This is a genomic window from Pseudomonas sp. RL_5y_Pfl2_73, assembly GCF_963970515.1.
Lineage (GTDB): Bacteria > Pseudomonadota > Gammaproteobacteria > Pseudomonadales > Pseudomonadaceae > Aquipseudomonas.
The window spans coordinates 1-22571 of record NZ_CAXAPD010000046.1; the positions used below are offsets into that span (position 1 = coordinate 1).

The 22571-nt window shown below is 61.4% G+C and carries 19 protein-coding genes and 4 tRNA genes; 2 read left to right on the plus strand and 21 right to left on the minus strand.

Annotated elements, in window-relative coordinates; translation table 11 throughout:
• Nucleotides 1-138: 138 nt before the first annotated feature.
• Both AACY42_RS26735 and AACY42_RS26740 read right to left on the minus strand, forming a co-directional pair.
• Nucleotides 139-783, minus strand: a complete 645-nt coding sequence (locus AACY42_RS26735; protein WP_339483444.1) for a hypothetical protein — start codon at nucleotides 781-783, stop codon at nucleotides 139-141.
• A gap of 83 nt (nucleotides 784-866) precedes the next feature.
• Nucleotides 867-943: transfer RNA gene (locus AACY42_RS26740), tRNA-Val, on the minus strand.
• A 183-nt stretch (nucleotides 944-1126) separates the two neighbouring features.
• Between AACY42_RS26740 and AACY42_RS26745 the strand changes: the two genes are divergently transcribed.
• Nucleotides 1127-2410 carry an NAD(P)/FAD-dependent oxidoreductase gene (locus AACY42_RS26745; protein ID WP_339483445.1) on the plus strand — a complete coding sequence of 428 codons (1284 nt, stop codon included), beginning with the start codon at nucleotides 1127-1129 and terminating at the stop codon, nucleotides 2408-2410.
• A gap of 228 nt (nucleotides 2411-2638) precedes the next feature.
• Here the strand turns inward: AACY42_RS26745 and AACY42_RS26750 are convergent.
• From AACY42_RS26750 to leuC, 19 genes are all read right to left on the minus strand, one after another.
• A tRNA-Asp gene (locus AACY42_RS26750) sits at nucleotides 2639-2715 on the minus strand.
• Nucleotides 2716-2804: 89 nt separating this feature from the next.
• A tRNA-Asp gene (locus tag AACY42_RS26755) sits at nucleotides 2805-2881 on the minus strand.
• A gap of 58 nt (nucleotides 2882-2939) precedes the next feature.
• Nucleotides 2940-3015 (minus strand) — tRNA-Val (locus AACY42_RS26760).
• Nucleotides 3016-3118: 103 nt separating this feature from the next.
• Nucleotides 3119-3892: an SDR family oxidoreductase gene (locus tag AACY42_RS26765; RefSeq protein ID WP_339483447.1), complete on the minus strand. Its 774-nt coding sequence runs from the start codon at nucleotides 3890-3892 to the stop codon at nucleotides 3119-3121.
• Complete coding sequence (locus tag AACY42_RS26770) at nucleotides 3889-5100, minus strand: O-succinylhomoserine sulfhydrylase (RefSeq protein WP_339483449.1); 1212 nt, start codon at nucleotides 5098-5100, stop codon at nucleotides 3889-3891. Before AACY42_RS26770 ends, AACY42_RS26765 begins: the two co-directional genes overlap by 4 nt.
• Before the next feature lie 58 nt (nucleotides 5101-5158).
• Nucleotides 5159-6664 carry an amidophosphoribosyltransferase gene (gene purF / locus AACY42_RS26775; RefSeq protein ID WP_339483451.1) on the minus strand — a complete coding sequence of 502 codons (1506 nt, stop codon included), beginning with the start codon at nucleotides 6662-6664 and terminating at the stop codon, nucleotides 5159-5161.
• Between the two features lie 41 nt (nucleotides 6665-6705).
• Nucleotides 6706-7266 (minus strand): CvpA family protein, encoded by a 561-nt coding sequence (locus AACY42_RS26780; protein ID WP_003179770.1) that lies wholly within the window; start codon nucleotides 7264-7266, stop codon nucleotides 6706-6708.
• An 89-nt stretch (nucleotides 7267-7355) separates the two neighbouring features.
• The gene (locus AACY42_RS26785) at nucleotides 7356-8024 is read right to left on the minus strand and encodes an SPOR domain-containing protein (RefSeq protein WP_339483454.1); all 669 of its coding nucleotides are present in this window, start codon (nucleotides 8022-8024) and stop codon (nucleotides 7356-7358) included.
• On the minus strand, nucleotides 8008-9315 hold the full coding sequence (gene folC / locus AACY42_RS26790) for a bifunctional tetrahydrofolate synthase/dihydrofolate synthase (RefSeq protein WP_339483456.1): 1308 nt from the start codon (nucleotides 9313-9315) through the stop codon (nucleotides 8008-8010). The genes AACY42_RS26785 and folC overlap by 17 nt, the downstream gene beginning before the upstream one ends.
• A complete protein-coding gene (accD, locus tag AACY42_RS26795; protein WP_339483457.1) occupies nucleotides 9312-10232 on the minus strand; it encodes an acetyl-CoA carboxylase, carboxyltransferase subunit beta in 921 nt (306 codons plus the stop codon). Before accD ends, folC begins: the two co-directional genes overlap by 4 nt.
• A gap of 252 nt (nucleotides 10233-10484) precedes the next feature.
• Nucleotides 10485-11117, minus strand: a complete 633-nt coding sequence (locus tag AACY42_RS26800) for a phosphoribosylanthranilate isomerase (protein WP_339483458.1) — start codon at nucleotides 11115-11117, stop codon at nucleotides 10485-10487.
• A 63-nt stretch (nucleotides 11118-11180) separates the two neighbouring features.
• The gene (truA, locus tag AACY42_RS26805; RefSeq protein WP_339483478.1) at nucleotides 11181-12005 is read right to left on the minus strand and encodes a tRNA pseudouridine(38-40) synthase TruA; all 825 of its coding nucleotides are present in this window, start codon (nucleotides 12003-12005) and stop codon (nucleotides 11181-11183) included.
• Between the two features lie 271 nt (nucleotides 12006-12276).
• Entirely contained in the window at nucleotides 12277-14856 is a 2580-nt protein-coding gene (locus tag AACY42_RS26810; RefSeq protein WP_339483460.1) for a FimV/HubP family polar landmark protein, read from the minus strand.
• Nucleotides 14857-15064: 208 nt separating this feature from the next.
• A complete protein-coding gene (locus AACY42_RS26815; RefSeq protein WP_339483461.1) occupies nucleotides 15065-16075 on the minus strand; it encodes an aspartate-semialdehyde dehydrogenase in 1011 nt (336 codons plus the stop codon).
• A gap of 193 nt (nucleotides 16076-16268) precedes the next feature.
• On the minus strand, nucleotides 16269-17381 hold the full coding sequence (asd, locus tag AACY42_RS26820) for an aspartate-semialdehyde dehydrogenase (RefSeq protein WP_339483462.1): 1113 nt from the start codon (nucleotides 17379-17381) through the stop codon (nucleotides 16269-16271).
• 54 nt (nucleotides 17382-17435) lie between these two features.
• A complete protein-coding gene (gene leuB, locus AACY42_RS26825; protein WP_339483464.1) occupies nucleotides 17436-18518 on the minus strand; it encodes a 3-isopropylmalate dehydrogenase in 1083 nt (360 codons plus the stop codon).
• 66 nt (nucleotides 18519-18584) lie between these two features.
• Nucleotides 18585-19349, minus strand: a complete 765-nt coding sequence (locus tag AACY42_RS26830; RefSeq protein WP_339483466.1) for a class I SAM-dependent methyltransferase — start codon at nucleotides 19347-19349, stop codon at nucleotides 18585-18587.
• A gap of 83 nt (nucleotides 19350-19432) precedes the next feature.
• Nucleotides 19433-20077, minus strand: coding sequence for a 3-isopropylmalate dehydratase small subunit (leuD, locus tag AACY42_RS26835; RefSeq protein WP_339483467.1), 645 nt, complete (start codon nucleotides 20075-20077; stop codon nucleotides 19433-19435).
• Between the two features lie 11 nt (nucleotides 20078-20088).
• Nucleotides 20089-21507 (minus strand): 3-isopropylmalate dehydratase large subunit, encoded by a 1419-nt coding sequence (gene leuC / locus AACY42_RS26840; protein ID WP_339483468.1) that lies wholly within the window; start codon nucleotides 21505-21507, stop codon nucleotides 20089-20091.
• A 156-nt stretch (nucleotides 21508-21663) separates the two neighbouring features.
• Here leuC and AACY42_RS26845 point away from each other — a divergent pair, with 156 nt between their 5' ends.
• The gene (locus AACY42_RS26845; RefSeq protein ID WP_339483469.1) at nucleotides 21664-22554 is read left to right on the plus strand and encodes a LysR family transcriptional regulator; all 891 of its coding nucleotides are present in this window, start codon (nucleotides 21664-21666) and stop codon (nucleotides 22552-22554) included.
• The last annotated feature ends 17 nt before the right edge of the window (nucleotides 22555-22571 follow it).

A 22571-nucleotide genomic window follows, 5' to 3' on the forward strand; every position in this document is an offset into this window, starting at 1 on the left:
GGAAAATCACTGTCCAAATGCTCGTGGAATCAGTGTCCAAGTGACCGTGGAATGAGTGTCCAAGTCAGCGTGGAATCACTGTCCAAGTGTTCGTGGAATGGGTGTCCAAGTGCGCGTGGAATCCGCAGGCTGTGCTTATTAGTTTTTGCAGACCACCTGCGGAGCCGCGGCATGCGTCAGCTTTTGGGGAATCACAATCGAAGTGCCAGGCAAAGTGGTAAGTTCGAGAACCGCCAACATGCAAATTAGCGCTGGCTCGCCATCTTTGCTTGGTCTGCCATCCACCCCTACCACCGCTTCGTAGTCTTTCCCAGGTTCCAGCTTGTAAACGAGCGCCTGGCCACCACAGGTCCGGTAAGAGTTGCCGTTGCCCGCAATGGTCGCGCCACGGGTTGCAATTTGGAATGGCAGATCCGCCCTAACGCGATACTCGGTTACGACCTCTTTGTAAGCCCCTTCCCCCCTCCGAATTGCAGGGATGTACTGGATAAGACTGGGCCAAACTCTTTTCGGTACGCCAACGCTCGCCGACTTCAGGGGATACTGCGGATAGTTGATGCTCGCTGTACCGTCCTGCCCGAAACGTCCGGCTTCAGCCATTTTATGCCGGGTAGCAGGAGCACAACTGCCAACGACGCTATCTCCGTACACGTCAGCGTTCGTGATAACGCGAACACGCGCCACTCCCTCTGATTGAGCAGGCTCTTCGTATGGAACTGAAGGTATTCCAGAGCAACCAGCAAGTGCTATAGAAAGAAAAGTTACGGAAGTGACAACCCGCATGACCATGTCCTTATGTACGACAACAAAAAAGGGCCCACCTTTCGGTGAGCCCTTCTAGACCGCCCAGCAGAGCGGATTTTGTTTGGTAGGCGCGATTGGACTCGAACCAACGACCCCCACCATGTCAAGGTGGTGCTCTAACCAACTGAGCTACGTGCCTGCTGTGAGGCGGCATTCTACGGAATTCCGGAGGGGTGTCAACACCTTTTTTTCACCTAACCCTATGAATATGCAAAATATTTAATTTCGCCACTGCGACAAAGATTTGGGGGTGGCTGGCGGCCGATTTTTATCTCGGGTAGGATCGCTGTATTCGTAAAAAATATAAAACAGAGGTTGCAGAATGGCGAACACATCCTATCCAGCGTCCTATTACGCCGCGTCGGCCAACCCGGCTCCTCCACGCCCCGCCCTACAGGATGACGTCGAGACGGATGTGTGCGTGATCGGTGCTGGCTACACCGGCCTGTCCTCTGCGCTGTTTTTGCTGGAGAACGGTTTCAAGGTCACCGTGCTTGAGGCGGCGAAGGTGGGTTTTGGAGCTTCAGGTCGCAACGGCGGGCAGATCGTTAACAGCTACAGCCGCGATATTGATGTGATCGAACGCAGCGTCGGCCCTCAGCAGTCGCAGTTGCTGGGCAACATGGCGTTTGAAGGCGGGCGGATCATTCGTGAGCGGGTGGCGAAGTATCAGATTCAGTGCGATTTGAAGGACGGCGGCGTATTCGCCGCCCTCACCGCTAAACAGATGGGCCACCTGGAGTCGCAGAAGCGTTTATGGGAGCGCTTCGGGCATACCCAGCTGGAACTGCTGGATCAGCGGCGTATTCGCGAGGTGGTGGCTTGCGATGAGTATATGGGTGGCATGCTGGACATGAGCGGCGGGCATATTCATCCGCTCAACCTGGCGCTGGGCGAAGCGGCGGCTGTGGAGTCGCTGGGCGGGGTGATTTATGAGCAATCGCCAGCGGTGCGCATCGAGCGCGGCGCCAGCCCGGTCGTGCATACGTCACAGGGCAAGGTCAGGGCCAAGTTCATTATCGTGGCGGGCAATGCTTACCTGGGCAATCTGGTACCGGAGTTGGCGGCCAAGTCCATGCCTTGTGGCACACAGGTAATTGCTACCGAACCGCTGAGGGACGAGTTGGCTCACCGCCTGCTACCTCAGGATTATTGCGTAGAAGACTGCAACTACCTGCTCGATTACTACCGACTGACGGGCGACAAGCGCCTGATCTTCGGCGGCGGCGTGGTGTATGGCGCGAGGGATCCGGCGAACATTGAAGCGATCATTCGCCCGAAGATGCTCAAGGCCTTCCCTCAGCTCAAGGATGTGAAGATTGATTACGCCTGGACCGGAAATTTCCTGCTGACGCTGTCGCGTCTTCCGCAGGTCGGGCGACTAGGGGATAACATTTATTATTCCCAGGGCTGCAGCGGTCATGGCGTGACGTATACGCACCTGGCGGGCAAGGTCCTAGCCGAGGCGCTGCGAGGTCAGGCTGAGCGTTTTGATGCGTTTGCCGACCTGCCCCACTACCCTTTCCCCGGCGGGCAGTTGCTGCGTACGCCGTTCGCGGCGATGGGGGCTTGGTACTACGGGTTGCGGGATAAGTTGGGGTTCTGAGGACCATCACCAAAGGGCTGCTCGCAGCCCTGCGGGGCGGTGCGACGCTTCGCTAAATCCCCTCGCCACAGCAAGCTCCCCCGCCACGGGCTTGTTCCAACCTTTCAAGGTGAGCACGCCAAAAACAAAAAACCCCGGTCTTTCGACCAGGGCTTTTGCTATCGACTAGAAGTAGCTTTTCAGCTTTCTTCTTAGCTTCAAGGCGTTCAGTGGGCCTCGAAGCAGATATGGCGCAGCGGACGGGACTCGAACCCGCGACCCCCGGCGTGACAGGCCGGTATTCTAACCGACTGAACTACCGCTGCGTATCGCTATGGACTTGCGTCCAGTTAACTCGTCTGATCAAAACCCTTGGATCTTGATCTCGAACCAGGCGAACCTGCTTCGGAAAATATGGCGCAGCGGACGGGACTCGAACCCGCGACCCCCGGCGTGACAGGCCGGTATTCTAACCGACTGAACTACCGCTGCGCGTCGGTGGAGGCTTTTGACAGCTTCCGTCTTGCTTTCGCAAAACTCTCGTAAAACATGGTGGGTGATGACGGGATCGAACCGCCGACATTCTGCTTGTAAGGCAGACGCTCTCCCAGCTGAGCTAATCACCCTTTGCTTCGTTGAGGCCGCGAAATTTACGCAGGTACCGAAGCTAAGTCAATAGCAGGGTTGAAGTTTTTTCAAAACAGTTTCAAACAGCACCCGCCACCGCACTCACTTATAAATCATTTTCTTGGTCATGCCGCCGTCCACGACGAACTCCTGCCCCGTGACAAAACCGGCATTGCGCGACAACAGCCAGGCGACCATGGCCGCCACGTCCTCTACCGTGCCGACCCTGCCCGCTGGATGCTGGGCGTGATCGGCGTCGGTCAGCGGCTGCGCACGACGCTGGGCGGGATCGCGCGCGTCGATCCAGCCAGGGCTGACGGCGTTGACCCGGATCTCCGGCCCAAGGCTGATTGCCAGGGCATGAGTCAGGGCCAGCAAGCCGCCCTTGCTCGCTGCATAGGCTTCGGTGTCAGGCTCCGATTGCGCGGCGCGGGTGGAGGCCAGGTTGACGATGGCGCCGTTGTGAGCTCGCAGATACGGCGCACAGTGCTTGGCCAGCAGCATCGGCCCACCCAAGTTCACCGCCAGGACCCGATTCCAATAAGCCAGGTCCAGGCTTTCCAGGGTGATGTTGTGCGGGTCGGCAATGGCCGCGTTACACACCAGCGCGTCGAGCCGCCCAAACTGCCCGAGCACCTCGGCGATGCCGGTGGCGACCTGTGCTTCGTCCGCTACATCCATGGCGATGAACCAGGCATTGTCGCCCAGGGTCTTCGCCACCTTGGAGCCGCGCTCGCGGTCCAGGTCGGTCAGCACCACCTGCCAGCCTTCACAGATCAACCAGGCGGCAATGCCCAGACCGATGCCCCGTGCGGCGCCCGTCACCAAGGCAACCCGGCCATGAGTGCCGCTCGTCGGCGTAGCCAGCTCGATCACAAGGCCGCCAACCCGCGGGCCAGGTCGGCCTGCAGATCGGCGACGTCTTCCAGGCCGACCGCAACGCGGATCAGGCTGTCACCAATACCCGCCGATTCACGCTCCTGGGGCGACAGGCGGCCGTGGGACGTGGTGCTCGGGTGGGTGATGGTGGTCTTGCTGTCACCCAGGTTGGCGGTGATGGAAATCAACCGGGTCGCATCAATGAAGCGCCAGGCGCCCTCCTTGCCCCCCTTGACCTCAAAGCTCACCACCGCGCCGAACCCACGCTGCTGACGCAAGGCCAGGTCATGTTGCGGATGGCTCTTTAGGCCGGCGTAATGCACTTTTTCGATGCCGCCCTGCTGCTCCAGCCACTCGGCCAAGGCCTGGGCATTGGCACAATGGGCTTTCATGCGCAGGCCGAGGGTTTCCAGGCCCTTGAGAAAGACCCAGGCGTTGAACGGGCTGAGGGTGGGACCTGCGGTGCGCAAAAAGCCCACCACCTCCTTCATCTGCTCGCTACGACCGGCCACCACGCCACCCATGCAACGGCCCTGGCCGTCGATGAACTTGGTCGCCGAATGCACCACGATGTCCGCACCCAACTTCAGCGGTTGTTGCAGCGCCGGGGTGCAGAAGCAGTTATCGACCACCAGCATGGCGCCCTTGGCGTGGGCGATTTCCGCCAGCGCGGCGATATCCACCAGCTCGGCCAGAGGGTTGGAAGGTGATTCGACGAACAGCAGCCTGGTATTGGCCTTGATCGCCGCATCCCAAGCGGACAGGTCCGCCAGGGGCACGTAATCGACCTCCACGCCAAAGCGCTTGAAGTACTTCTCGAACAGGCTGATGGTCGAGCCGAAGACGCTGCGCGACACCAGCACGTGGTCGCCAGCGCTGCACAGACTCATCACCACGGCCATGATCGCGGCCATCCCGGTGGCAGTCGCCACGGCTTGCTCGGCGCCTTCCAGGGCAGCGATGCGCTCCTCGAAAGCCCGCACGGTCGGGTTGGTGTAGCGCGAGTAAACGTTGCCCGGCACTTCGCCGGCAAACCGTGCGGCTGCATCGGCAGCGGTACGGAACACGTAGCTGGAGGTGAAAAACAGCGGATCACCGTGTTCGGCTTCCGGTGTACGGTGCTGACCCGCGCGAACCGCCAGGGTATCGAACGCTACGCCGTCAAGGTCGCTGTCCAGCCGACCGGCATCCCAATCCTGACTCATGCTGTCACTCCTGAAATCGGGTTAAACGCAAACCGGCCCCTCAGGGCCGGTTGGTTAATCAATTGTTGTACAGATCGATGATCGCACTGACCGCCTGAGTCTTGGCCTTGGACGCATCGTTACGTGCGTTCTCGATCCTGTTCAGGTAGGCCTCGTCGATGTCGCCGGTGACGTACTTGCCGTCGAATACCGCGCAATCGAAGTGTTCAATCTTGATCTTGCCGCCACCAACCGCCTCGATCAAGTCCGACAGGTCCTGGTAGATCAACCAGTCGGCGCCGATCAGGTCGGCCACGTCCTGGGTGGTGCGGTTATGAGCGATCAGCTCATGGGCACTCGGCATGTCGATGCCGTAGACGTTGGGGTAGCGCACGGCCGGGGCCGCGGAGCAGAAATACACGTTCTTGGCGCCGGCTTCACGGGCCATCTGGATGATCTGTTTGCACGTGGTGCCACGCACGATGGAGTCATCCACCAGCATCACGTTCTTGCCGCGGAACTCCAGTTCGATGGCGTTGAGCTTCTGGCGTACGGATTTTTTCCGTGCAGCCTGGCCCGGCATGATGAAGGTCCGGCCAATGTAGCGGTTCTTCACGAAACCTTCGCGGAACTTGACACCCAGGTGGTTCGCCAGCTCCAGGGCTGAGGTACGACTGGTGTCCGGGATCGGGATGACCACGTCGATATCGTGCTCCGGACGCTCGCGCAGGATCTTGTCGGCCAGTTTCTCGCCCATGCGCAGGCGTGCCTTGTAGACCGAAACACCGTCGATGATCGAGTCCGGACGCGCCAGGTAGACGTGTTCGAAGATGCACGGGGTCAAGGACGGGTTGGTCGCGCACTGACGGGTGTGCAGCTTGCCGTCTTCAGTGATGTAGACCGCTTCGCCCGGGGCCAGGTCGCGAATCAGGGTGAAGCCCAGCACGTCCAGGGACACGCTTTCAGAGGCGATCATGTATTCGACGCCTTCGTCGGTGTGGCGCTGGCCGAACACGATCGGGCGGATACCGTGGGGATCGCGGAAGCCGACGATGCCGTAGCCGGTGATCATCGCTACTACCGCATAGCCGCCCACGCAACGGTTGTGCACGTCGGTCACGGCGGCAAACACGTCTTCTTCCGTAGGCTGCAGCTTGCCGCGCTGGGCCAGCTCATGGGCGAACACGTTGAGCATCACTTCCGAGTCGGAATTGGTGTTGACGTGGCGCAAGTCAGATTCATAGATCTCCTTGGCCAGTTGCTCGACGTTGGTCAGGTTGCCGTTGTGCGCCAAGGTGATGCCGTACGGCGAGTTGACGTAGAACGGCTGGGCTTCAGCCGACGTCGAGCTACCCGCGGTCGGGTAGCGCACGTGGCCGATACCCATGTGACCGACCAAGCGCTGCATGTGGCGCTGATGGAACACATCACGCACCAGGCCGTTGTCCTTGCGCAGGAATAACCGGCCGTCATGACTGGTCACGATACCGGCAGCGTCCTGGCCGCGGTGCTGGAGCACGGTTAGCGCGTCATACAGCGCCTGATTGACGTTCGACTTACCGACGATACCGACGATGCCACACATGCGACACAACCCCTACTTAATGGATCTGAACTGAACAACACTTACTGCGGCGTTTTGGCCATCGGCAAGAGGTGTTCCTTGAACGGTATTTCAGCGGGTACGCTGATACCGCTGGCAAGCCACTGACTGCTCCAACCCAGGATCAGGTTTTTGGACCAGTCTGCGACCAATAGAAATTGTGGCACGAGTCGGGACTCCTGCCACCACGTATCCTGCTGTACCGGCCCCAGGCTCAAGAGCCCGACGGCCACGACCACCAGCAACGCGCCACGCGCCGCGCCAAAGGCCATGCCCAGGAACCGGTCCGTCCCGGAAAGCCCGGTGACGCGAATCAGTTCGCCGATCAGATAATTGATCATTGCGCCAACCAGCAAGGTGGCGATAAACAAGATGGCACAGCCCGCGATCACGCGAGCCGACGGAGTTTCGATGTATCCGGCGAGGTACTGGGACAGCGAACCACCAAACATCCAGGCTACGACCCCCGCGATGATCCAGGTCAGCAGCGAGAGGGCTTCCTTGACGAAGCCGCGGCTCAGACTGATCAATGCGGAGATGGCGACGATCGCAACGATCGCCCAGTCAACCCAGGTAAATGGCACGGTGCAGCCTACAGACGGATAAGGCGGCGCATTTTAGCAGAGCGCAGGGCTGTCGGTAAGCTGCACGATTCAAATCAGCTAAATCGCTGTCAGCCGCGCTCTGGCTGGAAGCGCACCACAAAACCCTTGAGGTTCTGCTGACGACTGAGCAGATCACGCAGGCGGTCGGCTTCGGCACGCTCGATCAACGGGCCGACAAACACCCGATTCTTGCCATCGACGGAGCGAATGTAGGCATTGTAGCCCTGGCTACGCAGGGTTTTCTGCAAATTCTCGGCACTCTCGCGACTGGTCAGGCTGGCCAGTTGCACCGACCAACTGATCGACAGGCCATTGGCATCCACGCGCCTTTGCGTGGTGTCCGGCTTGGTCGTGGCGGCGGTAATCGGCTGGCTTGGGGCCGGTTTGACCGCTGGAGCGGCCGGAACCGGAACTGGAGCCGGAGCGACAGATGGCTTGCTCGGTGCAGCAGGCGCTGCGGGAGCAGGCGCAATCGGCATCGACGGCGCCGATAGCTCGGCCAACTCCTCGTCGCTTGGAACAGGCTCCTGAGGCAACGCCTGGGGCTCGGGCACAACCACCGACTCAACCTGCACAGGCGGCACCGAAGGCGTCTGGGGCGCGGCTGGCGCGTCGACCGTGACCTGGCGTTGCTCGTCCTGACGGGAAAACAGCATAGGCAGGAAAATCACCGCCAGGGCCACCAACACCAGGGCCCCAACCATGCGCTGCTTATACGCCTTATCCAGCAATGCCATCTGCAGCCTCCTCCGTGGAGCGCCGGGCCAACCATTGAAGGGCCTCGGCAACACAAAAAAATGATCCGAACAGCAGGATTTCATCATCGGCCGTCGCCAGGGCGCACTGCCCTTCCAACCCGGCGGCCACGCTAGCGTAGGTTTGCACTGAAGCGCCGTGGCGCTGCAAGGCTTCCTGCAACTGCGCCGCTGTACGCGAGCGCGGCGAATCCAGTGGCGTCACCGCCCAGTGCTGGACACTAGCACCCAACGCCTCCACCACGCCATCCAGATCCTTGTCGGACAGCAGCCCGAACACCGCCAGACGCCGCCCCACCACAGGCCGCCGCGCCAGGCGCTCGGCCAGGTACTGTGCCGCGTGAGGGTTATGGCCGACATCCAGCAACAGGTTCAAACGCTTGCCTTGCCAATCGAACTGACGACGATCGAGGCGCCCGACCACACGGGTCGCCTGCAACGCCTGGACGATTTGCCCGGCATCCCACGGCAAGCCCAGCAACAGATAGGCCTGGAGCGCCAGCGCGGCGTTTTCCATCGGCAGGTCCAGCAAGGGCAGGTCGTGCAACTCCACCGGGTTGCCCCGCAGGTCGCTGCCGCGCCATTGCCAATGCTGCTCGGTCATCGCCAGATCGAAATCCCGCCCACGTAGAAAGAACGGGCAGTTCAATTCACGAACCTTGTCCAACAACGGCTGGGGGGGATTGAGATCGCCGCAAAGCGCAGGCGCGCCCTGGCGAAAGATGCCGGCCTTCTCGAAGGCCACTGATTCGCGGGTATCACCCAGATAATCGGCATGGTCCACGCCAATGCTGGTGACCAGCGCAATGTCTGCGTCCACCAGATTGACCGTATCCAGCCGCCCGCCCAGGCCGACTTCCAGCACGACCGCATCGAGACCGGCACGGGCGAACAACCAGAATGCCGCCAGGGTGCCCATCTCGAAATAAGTGAGGGTTGTATCGCCTCGCCCGGTTTCCACGGCAGCAAAGGCTTCGCACAGCTGGGCGTCAGAGGCTTCGACGCCATTCACCTGCACCCGCTCGTTGTAGCGCAGCAGGTGCGGCGAGCTGTAGACACCGACGCTCAGCCCCTGGGCCCGCAGCAGCGAAACCACGAAGGCGCAGGTAGAGCCCTTGCCGTTGGTGCCGGTGACGGTAATGACCCGGGGCGCCGGCTTGGCGAGTCCCATGCGGGACGCTACCGTTTGCGAGCGCTCCAACCCCATGTCGATGGCCGATGGATGCAACTGCTCGAGGTAGGCAAGCCAATCGCCCAGGGTGCGTTGAATCATAGCCCGGCAGGCACCGGCGGAACCACGATCGGCTCGATCGGCGCGGCGACGAAAGTCGGCGTCGGCAGCCCCGTCAGTTGAGCCAGCAGATTGCCCAGGCGCGGACGCAGCTCCTGGCGATGGATGATCATGTCGATGGCGCCGTGCTCCAGCAGGAACTCACTGCGCTGGAAGCCTTCCGGCAACTTTTCACGCACGGTCTGCTCAATCACGCGCGGGCCGGCAAAGCCAATCAGGGCTTTCGGCTCGCCGACGATCACGTCGCCGAGCATCGCCAGGCTGGCGGAAACACCACCATAGACCGGATCGGTCAGCACCGAGATGAACGGAATGCCCTCTTCACGAAGACGCGCCAACACCGCGGAGGTCTTGGCCATTTGCATCAGGGAGATCAGCGCTTCCTGCATCCGCGCACCGCCGGAAGCGGCGAAGCAGATCATCGGGCAACGCTTTTCCAAAGCGTAGTTGGCGGCACGAACGAAGCGCTCACCGACGATGGCGCCCATGGAACCGCCCATGAAGGAGAACTCGAAAGCCGAAACCACCACTGGCATACCCAGCAGGGTGCCACTCATGGACACCAACGCATCTTTTTCGCCGGTCTGCTTCTGGGCTGCGGTCAGGCGATCCTTGTATTTCTTGCCATCGCGGAATTTCAGGCGATCCACTGGCTCCAGGTCGGCACCCAGCTCAACACGACCTTCGGCATCGAGGAAAATGTCGATACGGGCACGCGCACCGATGCGCATGTGGTGATTGCACTTGGGGCAAACGTCCAGGGTCTTTTCCAGCTCGGGGCGGTACAGCACCGCTTCGCAGGATGGACACTTGTGCCACAGACCTTCAGGCACCGAGCTTTTTTTCACCTCGGAACGCATGATCGAAGGGATCAGTTTGTCTACCAACCAGTTGCTCATGCTTTCTTTCTCCAGTACCGGCGACCCGAACGCTTTGGTTCGCGGCCCCGCGTATGCCCTTGAGCTAAATTCATTGTGCGCCGAGTCGAGGGGCCGCCACGGTCAGTGCAAAACATGACCTGCGTGCAACCCAACCTTCCTCAGCCATCCCGGCAACCGCACGGCGGCTACCACTTCGCTATCGGCCCACCCGGAGGCGGCACCTGCCTGCTTTGTACAGTGCTGGTATGGACGGCGGCAGTCTGCCAGCCGTCACATTGACGACTGGCTACTGCGCACAGCGGCCATGAATGCACGAATCTTTACAGGGTCCTTGATGCCCTTGCTCTGCTCCACGCCCCCGCTCACGTCCACCGCGTAAGGGCGAACCTGGCGAATGGCCTGAGCCACGTTCTCCACCGTCAGGCCACCGGCCAGGATAATCGGTTTCTCCAAGCCCTGGGGCACCAGTGACCAATCGAACGCTTCGCCGGTCCCTCCGGGAACGCCTTCCACATAGGTGTCCAGCAAAATGCCGCTGGCACTGGCGAAAGCTGCGCAACTGGTGGCGATGTCATCCCCGGCCTTGACCCGCAACGCCTTGATGTAAGGACGATGCCAACCTTCGCAATCGGCTGGGGTCTCATCGCCATGGAACTGCAACAAGCCCAGCGGCACCGCATCGAGTATTTCGCCCAACTCCCAACGACTGGCATTGACGAACAGGCCCACCGGGGTCACGAACGGCGGCAAGGCCTGGAGGATCGCCCTCGCCTGCTGCACCGTCACCGCGCGCGGGCTCTTGGCGTAGAACACCAGCCCGATGGCGTCGGCCCCGGCCTCGACCGCTGCCAACGCGTCCTCGACGCGGGTGATCCCGCAAATCTTGCTGCGAACGACCGGCATGGTGGGTAAAACCTCAGGCAAATCCGTGAAAGTCCCGGATGGTAGCAAATGCTGCGCAGAGCGTCAGCCGTCGAGTTCCGAGAAGCCTGTGAGGAAATGTGGCCCCACGTAACGCTCCGGCAGTTCGAATTCATCGCGATATTCGACCTGTACCAGGTACAAGCCAAACGGGTGCGCCGTGACGCCACCGGAGCGACGGACACGACTGTCGAGCACTTCCTTGATCCACTCCACCGACCGTTCGCCAGCACCAATGGTCATCAGCACGCCGGCAATGTTGCGCACCATGTGATGCAGGAACGCGCTGGCGCGGATATCGAGCACGATCATCTTGCCATGACGGGTCACGCGCAGGTGATGCAACTCCTTGATCGGCGACTTGGCCTGGCACTGGCCGGCACGGAAGGCGCTGAAGTCATGGACGCCGACCAGATATTGCGCGGCCTCGGCCATGCGTTCGACGTCCAGCGGGCGGTGATTCCAGGTGATTTCTTCGTTCAGGTGCGCCGGGCGGATCTGATCGTTGTAGATCACGTAGCGATAACGCCGGGCGATGGCCTTGAAGCGTGCATGGAAATGCGCCGGCATCACCTTGGCCCAACTGACGCTGACGTCGTGGGGCAAGTTGATGTTGGCACCCATCACCCAGGCCTTCATCGAACGCTCGACCCGAGTGTCGAAATGCACCACCTGGCCACAGGCATGCACGCCAGCATCGGTACGGCCGGCGCAATGCAGCGACACGGGCGAGTCGGCGACTTTGGACAGGGCTTTTTCAAGGGTTTCCTGCACCGTCAATACACCGGAAGCCTGGCGCTGCCAGCCACGATAGCGCGAGCCTTTGTATTCAACGCCCAAGGCGATCCGGAAAAAGCCATCAGCCGCCATTTCGGCGGCCGGGTTGTCTATGTTTGCCAAGGAATTACAGCCTGCTGAGGTACGCAAAGACGGGCATTATAAGGCCGATGGCTTGGGATGCCAGTCCGACGGGTGATCCTGTGTTGAATGGACTGGCGCTATCGCGAGCAAGCTTTGCTTCCACAGGGGATTTGCGGTGGGAGCAAGCTTGCTCGCGATGAGGCCAGCCCAAACACCCGCAAATCCCACCACAAACAAAAACGGCAGCCTCACCGGCTGCCGCTTTTGTATAACCACTGACTCAAGCCAGGCGCGACAACATTTCCTGCGCTTCGCTCTTCTGAGTGGCGTCGCCTTCGCTGAGGACTTCGCCGAGGATGTCGCGGGCGCCGTCGTTGTCGCCCATGTCGATGTAGGCCTGGGCCAGATCGAGCTTGGTCGCCACTTCGTCGGTACCGCTAAGGAAGTCGAAGTCCGGCTCTTCTTCAGCACCGACCAAGGCATCTTCGGCGGTAAACGTCGGCTGCCCCAGGTTGTCGGACAGGCGATCCAGTTCGGCGTTTACATCGTCCAACTCTGACTCGAAGGCATCCTTGGGCGCATCGTGCGCGTCCATTTCGTCAGACAGGGACAGATCGAAGTCCGCCGGTAGCTCAAGATCATCGGCCAGCGTGTCGGCCACGGCTGGTGTTTCAGTCGCAGGCAACTCCAGGCCCTTGAGGTCGTCGTCCAGGTCGAGCAGGAAGTCTTCATCGTCGAGCGCCGGGATCGGAGTCGGGGCATCGGCGCCCAGGTCCAGGTCGAACTCCGACAGGTCGTCCAAGCTTTCGTTGGCTTCAGCCTGCTGCTTGAGCACCGACTCGAAACTCAGATCGTCGTCTTCCGGGAACGCGTCCAGCTCAGCGACAGGCTCTGGCGGCGGCGCAACCGGGGTCGTTTCCAGGTCATCCAGGCTCAAGTCGAAGGCGTTGTCCAGTTCTTCGTCAGTCGGCGTCTTGTCTTCCAGCAGGTCCTTGACGTACTGCGCGTCCAGCTCGGCTGCCACTGTCGCGGCGGCCAAGCCTGCGGTGGTGGCGACCACCATGGCCGGGAAACGGCTTTTCAGCTGTTCGACCTGAGCGAAGTTTTCGCCATTGGCCACCAATTGGCGTTCCTGGGCGACGAAGGCGTCGCGGTCGCCCTGCTGACCGTAGACTTCCATCAGCTTCAAGCGCAGATCACTGCGCTGAGGCTCAGCCTTGATGCCCTGCTCAAGCAGATCGGCAGCCTGGTTCAAGCGACCGCGGTCGATATGGGACTGGGCCTGAGGCAGCACGTCGTCGGAACGATCGGCAGCCGGAGCCACCAATGGCGCCGCGATAGGCGGTGTGACCACTACGGGCGCGACCACCGGAGCCGGCTTGGGTACTGGCGCAGGAGCGGGTGCAGGTTTTGGCTCGAGCGTTACGCTAGGCGATGGAACCTCAATGCCCTCAAAGCTGCTCGGGGGCAGATCGAGCTCCGGGGAGAAGTCAGCCTCCTCCTCGAGGGCACGGGCCATGCGCAAATGTTTTTCCGCTTCCTGCTGGGCCTTGCGGCGACGGGCGAGCAACACCAGCAGCAATACCAGGAGCAGCGCACCGCCGCCAATCAATCCCAGCAGGATCGGATTGGTCAGCAGGTCGTTGTATTTTTGCTCGTTGGAGGCGCCAGGCGGCGTCGCTTCCGGGGCCGCCTCTGGCGCAGGCGCAGTCGTCGGGGCCTGCGCCGCTGGCGCAGGGGTCAACTCTGCGGACATTGCAGGAGGCACCTCACCAGCAGGTGTCTCGCCAGCAGGAGGAATGGCGACACCTTCAGCCTGCATTTTGGCCAGTTGATTGTTCTTCAGCTCGATCAGGCGCTGCAGTTTGTCCAGTTGGCTCTGCAGATCCGCCATGCGGCTTTTCAGCTCCTCGTTATCCCGGCGAGCCGAGTCGAGGCTTTCCTGGGTGACGGCAAGCTTGTTGGTGAGCGCCTGGGCATCGCCAGCAGCGCCCTTGCCGCCCGCCTTCGCTGCGTCAGCCGACACCAGGCTCAAGTTATCGCGACCGGCAGCCTGTGCCGGCGCGCCTTCACCACGGCCACGCTTGGTGCCATCCAACTGTTGCTTGCCAGCACCCGCCACGCCACGACGACCCGAGCGCCAGGCGGCGTTCTGCGCAGCCACTTCAGCGATGGCCTGGGGTTGCGGCAATGCAGTGCTTTGCACCGGGTCCGGCAGGCGCAGCACCTGACCGGTCTTGAGCAGGTTGATGTTGCCGTTGATGAACGCGTTCGGGTTCAACGCCTGGATCGCCAACATGGTTTGCTGGACCGACCCACCGTTTCGCGCCTTGGCGGCGATTTCCCACAGGGTATCGCGCGGCGTAGTGGTGTATTGCGAAGGCTTGGTCGCCCCGGTGACCGGCGTGGACACGACCTGGGGTGGTTTCGCCCGGGCGGCGTCGGCGGCCTCTGGCGAGAACTTGGAGGGATCGAGCAATACGCTGTAGTCACGCAGCAGACGGCCGTTGGGCCACATCACCTGCACCAGGAATTTGACCATCGGTTCAGACAGCGGCCGGCTGGACGTTACCCGCAGGACACTCTTGCCATTGGCGTTGATCACCGGGGTGAAGCTCAGATCGCTGAGAAAGGCCGGGCGGACAACTCCGGCCTTGGCGAAGTCTTCGGGCGAGGCCAGGCTCGGCACGACTTCGGCAGCGGTCAACTGCTGGACGTCGAGCAGTTGGATCTCGGCGACCAGAGGCTGGTTCGGCGTCGACTTCAGGGTCAATTCCCCGAGCCCGAGCGCTTGCGCCATACCGGAGGACAGCGCCGAGGCGGCCGCTATTGCTAACACCAGTTTGCGAACTTGAACCATAGCCTCTTCCTTTGTTTGAACATTCCTCGGCCAGCGAGAAGGTATTGATGCCGCTGCCGTAAGGCATTGCGCGCAGCCCCGAAGCGACGGTGCGCGCGATCATTTCATTCATGCCCCGGGAAAGTCCCAGAGGGATGTTCGCCTTCAGCACTCCGACCAAGCATAGCGCCCAGCTAGAATCATTCGACAAATTGATGCCAAGTATCTTTTACAGCAAGTCTTTTATCAACAACTCAGCCACCTGCACGGCATTGAGCGCCGCGCCCTTGCGCACGTTATCTGACGTCAGCCACATATTTAGTTCCGCCGGATCGTCGATGCCGCCGCGCACACGACCAACGTAGACCACATCCTGCCCCACCGCATCGCCCACCGCCGTCGGGTAATCGCCCGCATCCACCAGCTCGATACCCGGCGCTGTTTCCAACGCCGCATTGACCTTGGCCAGGTCGATGGGACTCGCAGACTGCACAGTCACGCTAAAGCTATCGCCAAAAAACACCGGGGCTTGAATGCAAGTGACGGAAATCTTTAACAAAGGTTGATTCAGCACCTGGCGCAACTCGCGGACCAGGCGCTTTTCCAGCTGCGTATGGCCCTGCTCGTCCGGGGTCCCGACCTGGGCCAGCAGGTTGAACGCCATCTGCCGATCAAAGAATTTTGGCTCCAGCGGACGGGCGTTGAGCAGTTCGGCGGTCTGGCGCGCCAACTCGCTCACGGCCACACGCCCCTGGGCCGAAACGGCGAGGCTGGCGGTCAGGCTGATACGCTGCAAATCCAGGCATTCGCGCAGCGGCGCCAGCACGACCGCCAAGGCCGCGGCCGAAGCACTGGGGCTGCTGACCTGCAACGGCTTGCTCAAACCAGCGAGCACCTGGGCATTGGCTTCTGGCACGACCTGCGGCGCCTGTTCGGGTGGCAAGGCGCCAGACAGGTCGATCAGCGCACAGCCAGCCGCCGTGGCCCGTGGAGCGAAACTCAGGGTCACCGCCGGGCCGGCAGCGAAAAACACCAGCTGGACTTTGCCGAAATCGAACTCGTCGACTTCGCGCACCCGCACGTTTTTGCCGCGGAACATCACCGAGCTGCCTGCCGATTCGCTGCTGGCCAGCAGGTGCAGGTTACCGACCGGGAAGTCTCGCTCTTCGAGAATCTGGACGAGGGTTTCGCCGACAGTACCGGTGGCGCCGATCACGGCAATATCAAAGGACTGGCTCATGGATCTACCTCAGGTAAAACGTGGGGAGCGGCACTTTACCGGGTGGTGGGTATGCAGGCAATTGGCCGGAGGGTTTGCAGCGCCTGGCTGGCCTGCTCGCGAAGACGCCAGTTCAGCCCTCCCCCTAAAACTGCCTCCCAATAAAAAACCCGCACCTCTCACAAGGCACGGGTTCTTTCACAGCAACATCCAATCAACGCTCGAGCAGGATCCGCAGCATGCGACGCAGCGGTTCGGCCGCGCCCCACAGCAGTTGGTCGCCGACGGTGAAGGCACCGACGAATTGCGAACCCATGTTCAGTTTGCGCAGACGGCCTACCGGTACATTCAGGGTGCCGGTGACCTTGGTCGGGCTCAGCTCCTGCATGCTGATTTCGCGATTGTTCGGCACCAGCTTGACCCAAGGGTTGTGCTGGCTGATCAGCCCTTCGATGTCGGCGATCGGCACGTCTTTGTTCAGCTTGATGGTCAGCGCCTGGCTGTGGCAGCGCATGGCGCCGATGCGCACGCAGATGCCATCCACCGGGATCGGGCTCTTGAAGCGACCCAGGATCTTGTTGGTTTCGGCCTGGGCCTTCCACTCTTCGCGGCTCTGGCCGTTGGGCAGTTCCTTGTCGATCCAGGGGATCAGGCTGCCGGCCAGCGGTACGCCGAAGTTCTCGGTTGGGTAGGCATCGCTGCGCATCGCCTCGGCGACCTTGCGATCAATGTCGAGGATGGCGCTGGCCGGGTTGGCCAGGTCATCGGCGACGGCGGCGTGGGTGGCGCCCATCTGCTTGATCAGCTCACGCATGTTCTGCGCGCCGGCACCGGACGCCGCCTGGTAGGTCATGGCGCTCATCCACTCCACCAGGCCGGCTTCGAACAAGCCGCCCAGGCCCATCAGCATCAGGCTGACGGTGCAGTTGCCGCCGATGTAGTTCTTGGTGCCCGCGTCCAGCTGCTGGTCGATGACCTTGCGGTTCACCGGGTCGAGGACGATCACCGCGTCGTCCTGCATGCGCAGGCTGGAAGCGGCGTCGATCCAGTAACCCTGCCAGCCGGCTTCACGCAGCTTGGGGAAGACTTCGCTGGTGTAGTCGCCACCCTGACAGGTCAGGATCACGTCGAGAGTCTTGAGCTCTTCGATGCTGTAGGCATCCTTGAGTACGCCAGTGTCCTTGCCCACGGAAGGGCCCTGGCCACCGACATTGGAAGTGGTGAAGAACACCGGCTCAATGAGATCGAAATCCTGCTCTTCCAGCATTCGCTGCATGAGCACGGAACCGACCATGCCGCGCCAACCGATCAGACCTACACGTTTCATCGCAACTACACCTATACAAAAGTGGGCCACCGTCGAAGCGGTGGGCCCGAAAGATTACAGATTCCGCAGCGCGGCGACTACTGCATCGCCCATTTGCTGCGTACCCACTTTGGTACAACCTTGCGACCAGATATCGCCGGTGCGCAAGCCTTGGTCCAAGACCATGCTGACGGCTTTTTCGATCGCGTCGGCGGCATCGTTCAAGTTGAAGCTGTAGCGCAGCATCATCGACACCGACAGAATGGTCGCCAACGGGTTGGCAATGCCCTGCCCAGCGATGTCCGGCGCCGAACCGTGGCACGGCTCGTACATGCCCTTGTTGTTGGCATCCAGGGAAGCCGACGGCAGCATGCCGATGGAACCGGTGAGCATCGACGCCTCGTCGGACAGGATGTCGCCGAACAGGTTGTCGGTAACGATCACGTCAAACTGCTTCGGCGCACGCACCAGTTGCATGGCGGCGTTGTCGACGTACATGTGGCTCAGCTCGACGTCCGGGTAATCCTTGGCCACCTGCTCGACCACTTCACGCCACAATTGGCTGGAGGCCAGCACGTTGGCCTTGTCCACCGAGCACAGCTTCTTGCCACGCACGCGGGCCATGTCGAAGCCGACCCGGGCGATACGGCGGATTTCGCTTTCGCTGTACGGCAGGGTGTCGTAGGCCTGGCGCTCGCCATTTTCCAGTTCACGGGTACCGCGCGGGGCGCCGAAGTAGATACCGCCGGTCAACTCGCGGACGATGAGAATGTCCAGCCCCGAGACGATTTCCGGCTTCAGGCTCGACGCATCGGCCAGTTGCGGGTAAAGAATCGCCGGACGCAGGTTGCCGAACAGGCCCAGTTGCGCGCGAATCTTCAGCAGGCCGCGCTCGGGGCGGATGTCGCGTTCAATCTTGTCCCATTTCGGGCCGCCCACGGCGCCCAGCAGCACGGCATCGGCTGCACGGGCACGGTCCAGGGTTTCATCCGCCAGGGGCACGCCGTGCTTGTCGATGGCTGCGCCGCCGATCACGTCGTGGCTAAGCTCGAAGCCCAGGCCGTACTTGTCGTTCGCCAACGCCAGGACCTTGACCGCTTCGGCCATGATTTCCGGGCCAATGCCATCACCTGGGAGAATCAGAATCTGCTTGCTCATGCTTTCCTCGTTTGCTCTGTCGGCACACGCCTGGGCTTTGTACCCAACGCCTGGCCGGGAAAAATGCTATCGCTCGGCCCACAGCACCAGTACATCTGTACTGAACGAACCATCGGCTTCAATCTGAAAATATTCACGCACTTCGTCACCCATCGAACGCTGCAGCTGGAGAATCGCCGCACGCATCACCTCGGGGGTACGCATGCGCTCGACCCAGGAACGGTACTCCAGGCGCAGGCGTTGGCGCGAGGTGCTACGGGTGTGCAACCCCGCTTCGCTGATCTGGCGCAACCACTCGCCGGCAGAATAATCACGCACATGGCTGGTGTCGCGCAGCACTTCGACGCTTTGCAAGTAGGTGTCCAGCAACGGCATGCCAGGCGACAGAACGTCGATGAACGCCACCACGCCGCCCGGCTTGAGCACCCGGCGCACTTCGCGCAACGCCAGGCCCAGATCGCTCCAATGATGCGCGGAATAGCGGCTGAACACGAAGTCGAACTCAGCGTCGGCGAACGGCAGGCGCTCAGCGGCACCGCATACCGTGCTGATATTGCCCAGGCCACGCTCGGCCGCCGCCGTGGCGACCACGTCGAGCATTTGCTGGGACAAATCATAAGCCACCACTTCACCGGCCAGCGGCGCCACGTGGAAACTCACATGGCCGGCACCGCACCCCAGGTCCAGCACCCGGGCATCGCCACGACCAGTCAACGCAGCTTGTAGCTGCGCGAATTCAGCGCCCTGGGCGTGCACGGCACTGCTCAGATAGGCCGAGGCCTGTTCACCGAATTGCTTTTGTACAACCTGACTGTGGGCGGTGCTGGTCATGGGGACTTCCTTTTGGGGTGTAGCCTTGTGGTGTCAGTACTGCTCGCGAGAGGTCAGCACTGACTACATCAATTTCAGATCAATCAAACATCGCGGAACAACCAAGGCTGGCTCGCCCGGTGCTTGGCCTCGAACGCGGCAATTGCCTCGCCGTCCTGCAAAGTGAGGCCGATATCGTCCAGGCCATTGAGCAGGCAATGCTTGCGGAACGCGTCGATCTCGAAACCCAGCACCTTGCCGTCGGGACGGGTCACGGTCTGGGCGGCCAGGTCGATCTGCAATTGGTAGCCGGGGTTGGCCTCGACCTGCTGAAACAGCTCATCCACGTCAGCATCGCTGAGGATGATCGGCAGCAAGCCGTTCTTGAAGCTGTTGTTGAAGAAGATGTCGGCATAGCTCGGCGCGATGATGCTGCGCAAACCGTACTCTTCCAGGGCCCACGGCGCGTGCTCGCGGCTCGAGCCGCAGCCGAAGTTCTCGCGGGCCAGCAACACGCTGGCGCCTTGGTAACGCTCGGCGTTGAGCACGAAATCCTTGTTCAACGGCCGCTTGGAGTTGTCCTGGTACGGCTGGCCGACATCCAGGTAGCGCCACTCGTCGAACAGGTTCGGGCCGAAGCCAGTGCGCTTGATGGACTTCAAGAACTGCTTGGGGATGATCTGGTCGGTGTCGACGTTGGCACGATCCAAAGGCGCGACAAGACCAGTGTGCTGGGTAAAAGCTTTCATGCTGCGCTCCTTCAGATCAATTCGCGGACGTCGACGAAACGGCCGTTGACAGCGGCCGCCGCGGCCATGGCCGGGCTCACCAGGTGCGTACGGCCACCGGCGCCCTGACGGCCTTCGAAGTTACGGTTGGAGGTGGAGGCGCAATGCTCGCCCGACTCCAAACGGTCCGGGTTCATCGCCAGGCACATCGAGCACCCCGGCTCACGCCATTCGAAACCGGCTTCGAGGAAAATCTTGTCCAGCCCTTCCGCTTCAGCCTGGGCCTTCACCAGGCCCGAGCCCGGCACCACGATGGCCTGCTTGATGGTCGAAGCCACCTTGCGCCCCTTGGCGATCACCGCCGCGGCGCGCAGGTCTTCGATCCGCGAGTTGGTGCAAGAGCCGATGAACACACGGTCGAGCTGAATGTCGGTGATCGCCTGGTTGGCGCTCAAGCCCATGTATTTCAAGGCACGGACGATGGAGTCCCGCTTGACCAGGTCCATTTCCTTGGCCGGATCCGGTACGTTCTGGTCCACCGCCAACACCATCTCAGGCGAAGTGCCCCAGCTGACCTGTGGCTTTATCTGCGCTGCATCGAGCTCGACCACGGTATCGAACTTGGCATCGGCATCGGAGACCAGGTCTTTCCAGGCCTCGACCGCCATGTCCCATTCAGCACCCTTTGGCGAGAACGGACGGCCCTTGACGTATTCCACGGTTTTTTCATCGGCAGCCACCAGGCCAACGCGGGCACCGGCCTCGATGGACATGTTGCAGATGGTCATGCGGCCTTCGACGGACAAGTCGCGGATCGCGCTGCCGGCGAACTCGATGGCATGGCCGTTACCGCCAGCGGTGCCGATCTTGCCGATTACCGCCAGGACGATGTCCTTGGCGGTCACGCCGAACGGCAACTCGCCCTCGACGCGCACCAGCATGTTTTTCATTTTCTTGGCGACCAGGCACTGCGTGGCGAGCACATGCTCCACCTCGGAGGTGCCGATGCCATGGGCCAGGGCGCCGAAAGCACCGTGGGTCGAGGTGTGCGAATCGCCGCAGACCACGGTCATGCCAGGCAAGGTCGCACCCTGCTCCGGGCCGATGACGTGGACGATGCCTTGGCGCACGTCATTCATCTTGAATTCGACGATGCCGTATTCGTCGCAGTTATCATCGAGGGTCTGGACCTGCAAGCGCGAGACCTGGTCGGCAATGGCTTCGATGCCGCCCTTGCGCTCCGGGGTGGTCGGTACGTTGTGGTCCGGGGTCGCGATGTTGGCATCGATGCGCCAAGGCTTGCGCCCGGACAGGCGCAGGCCTTCGAAGGCTTGCGGCGAAGTCACCTCGTGGATGATGTGGCGATCGATGTAGATCAGCGCCGAGCCATCGTCGCGCTGCTTGACCAAATGCGAATCCCAGAGCTTGTCGTAGAGCGTTTTGCCGGCCATCGGACGGTTCCTCATCAGCTTGTTTCTATGCCCCGGGCCTTGAACGAATCAATAACCCCTTGGCTTGTGAGGCTGATCCTATGGGGTTACATTAAATAACTCAAATTCATATTTTTCATACTTTGCATAACCAACTGGAATTCGACCGGAACCGCCATGGACCTCGCCAACCTCAATGCCTTTATAGCCATCGCCGAGACGGGCAGTTTCTCCGGCGCCGGCGAACACCTGCACCTGACCCAGCCGGCCATCAGCAAGCGCATTGCCGGCCTCGAACAACAGCTCAAGGTGCGCCTGTTCGACCGCCTCGGCCGAGAAGTAGGCCTGACCGAGGCCGGCCGGGCCCTGTTGCCACGGGCCTATCAGATCCTCAACGTGCTGGACGACACCCGTCGGGCCCTGACCAATCTGACCGGCGAAGTGACTGGGCGCCTGACGCTCGCCACCAGCCACCACATAGGCCTGCACCGCCTGCCACCGCTATTGCGCGAATTCACCCGGCGCTACCCCCAGGTGGCGCTGGATATCCAGTTCCTGGATTCGGAAGTGGCCTACGAAGAAATTCTTCATGGCCGAGCGGAACTGGCCGTCATCACCCTCGCCCCCGAACCCCACACGCTGGTACGGGCCACACCGGTGTGGGACGACCCCTTGGATTTCGTGGTCGCCCCGGAACACGCATTGCTGGAAAACGGCGCGGTCAGCCTGGCAGACATTGCCTTGCATCCGGCGGTTTTCCCGGGGGGCAACACGTTTACCCATCACATCGTGCAACGACTGTTCGAAGCCCAGGGCCTGACGCCGAACATCGCCATGAGCACCAACTACCTGGAAACCATAAAAATGATGGTCTCCATCGGCCTGGCCTGGAGCGTCTTGCCGCGCACCATGCTCGACGAACAGGTGGCACGTATTCCTTTGCCGGGCATACAACTCAGTCGCCAACTAGGCTATATCTTGCACACCGAACGGACGCTGTCGAACGCCGCACGGGCTTTCATGGCCTTACTGGACGCACAAATCGATTTGCCAGGGACAAAGGCATAGGTTGTGCCCCACCTGTA

What these genes read in the sequence shown, in the direction of transcription:
- AACY42_RS26735 (WP_339483444.1), bottom strand. Translation starts at nt 783, where the DNA reads ATGCGGGTTGTCACTTCCGTAACTTTTCTTTCTATAGCACTTGCTGGT.
- AACY42_RS26770 (WP_339483449.1), bottom strand. Translation starts at nt 5,100, where the DNA reads ATGAGTCAGGATTGGGATGCCGGTCGGCTGGACAGCGACCTTGACGGC.
- asd (WP_339483462.1), bottom strand. Translation starts at nt 17,381, where the DNA reads ATGAAACGTGTAGGTCTGATCGGTTGGCGCGGCATGGTCGGTTCCGTG.
- AACY42_RS26785 (WP_339483454.1), bottom strand. Translation starts at nt 8,024, where the DNA reads ATGGCATTGCTGGATAAGGCGTATAAGCAGCGCATGGTTGGGGCCCTG.
- AACY42_RS26800 (WP_339483458.1), bottom strand. Translation starts at nt 11,117, where the DNA reads ATGCCGGTCGTTCGCAGCAAGATTTGCGGGATCACCCGCGTCGAGGAC.
- AACY42_RS26830 (WP_339483466.1), bottom strand. Translation starts at nt 19,349, where the DNA reads ATGACCAGCACCGCCCACAGTCAGGTTGTACAAAAGCAATTCGGTGAA.
- purF (WP_339483451.1), bottom strand. Translation starts at nt 6,664, where the DNA reads ATGTGTGGCATCGTCGGTATCGTCGGTAAGTCGAACGTCAATCAGGCG.
- accD (WP_339483457.1), bottom strand. Translation starts at nt 10,232, where the DNA reads ATGAGCAACTGGTTGGTAGACAAACTGATCCCTTCGATCATGCGTTCC.
- folC (WP_339483456.1), bottom strand. Translation starts at nt 9,315, where the DNA reads ATGATTCAACGCACCCTGGGCGATTGGCTTGCCTACCTCGAGCAGTTG.
- truA (WP_339483478.1), bottom strand. Translation starts at nt 12,005, where the DNA reads ATGGCGGCTGATGGCTTTTTCCGGATCGCCTTGGGCGTTGAATACAAA.
- AACY42_RS26845 (WP_339483469.1), top strand. Translation starts at nt 21,664, where the DNA reads ATGGACCTCGCCAACCTCAATGCCTTTATAGCCATCGCCGAGACGGGC.
- AACY42_RS26815 (WP_339483461.1), bottom strand. Translation starts at nt 16,075, where the DNA reads ATGAGCCAGTCCTTTGATATTGCCGTGATCGGCGCCACCGGTACTGTC.
- AACY42_RS26810 (WP_339483460.1), bottom strand. Translation starts at nt 14,856, where the DNA reads ATGGTTCAAGTTCGCAAACTGGTGTTAGCAATAGCGGCCGCCTCGGCG.
- leuB (WP_339483464.1), bottom strand. Translation starts at nt 18,518, where the DNA reads ATGAGCAAGCAGATTCTGATTCTCCCAGGTGATGGCATTGGCCCGGAA.
- leuC (WP_339483468.1), bottom strand. Translation starts at nt 21,507, where the DNA reads ATGGCCGGCAAAACGCTCTACGACAAGCTCTGGGATTCGCATTTGGTC.
- leuD (WP_339483467.1), bottom strand. Translation starts at nt 20,077, where the DNA reads ATGAAAGCTTTTACCCAGCACACTGGTCTTGTCGCGCCTTTGGATCGT.
- AACY42_RS26745 (WP_339483445.1), top strand. Translation starts at nt 1,127, where the DNA reads ATGGCGAACACATCCTATCCAGCGTCCTATTACGCCGCGTCGGCCAAC.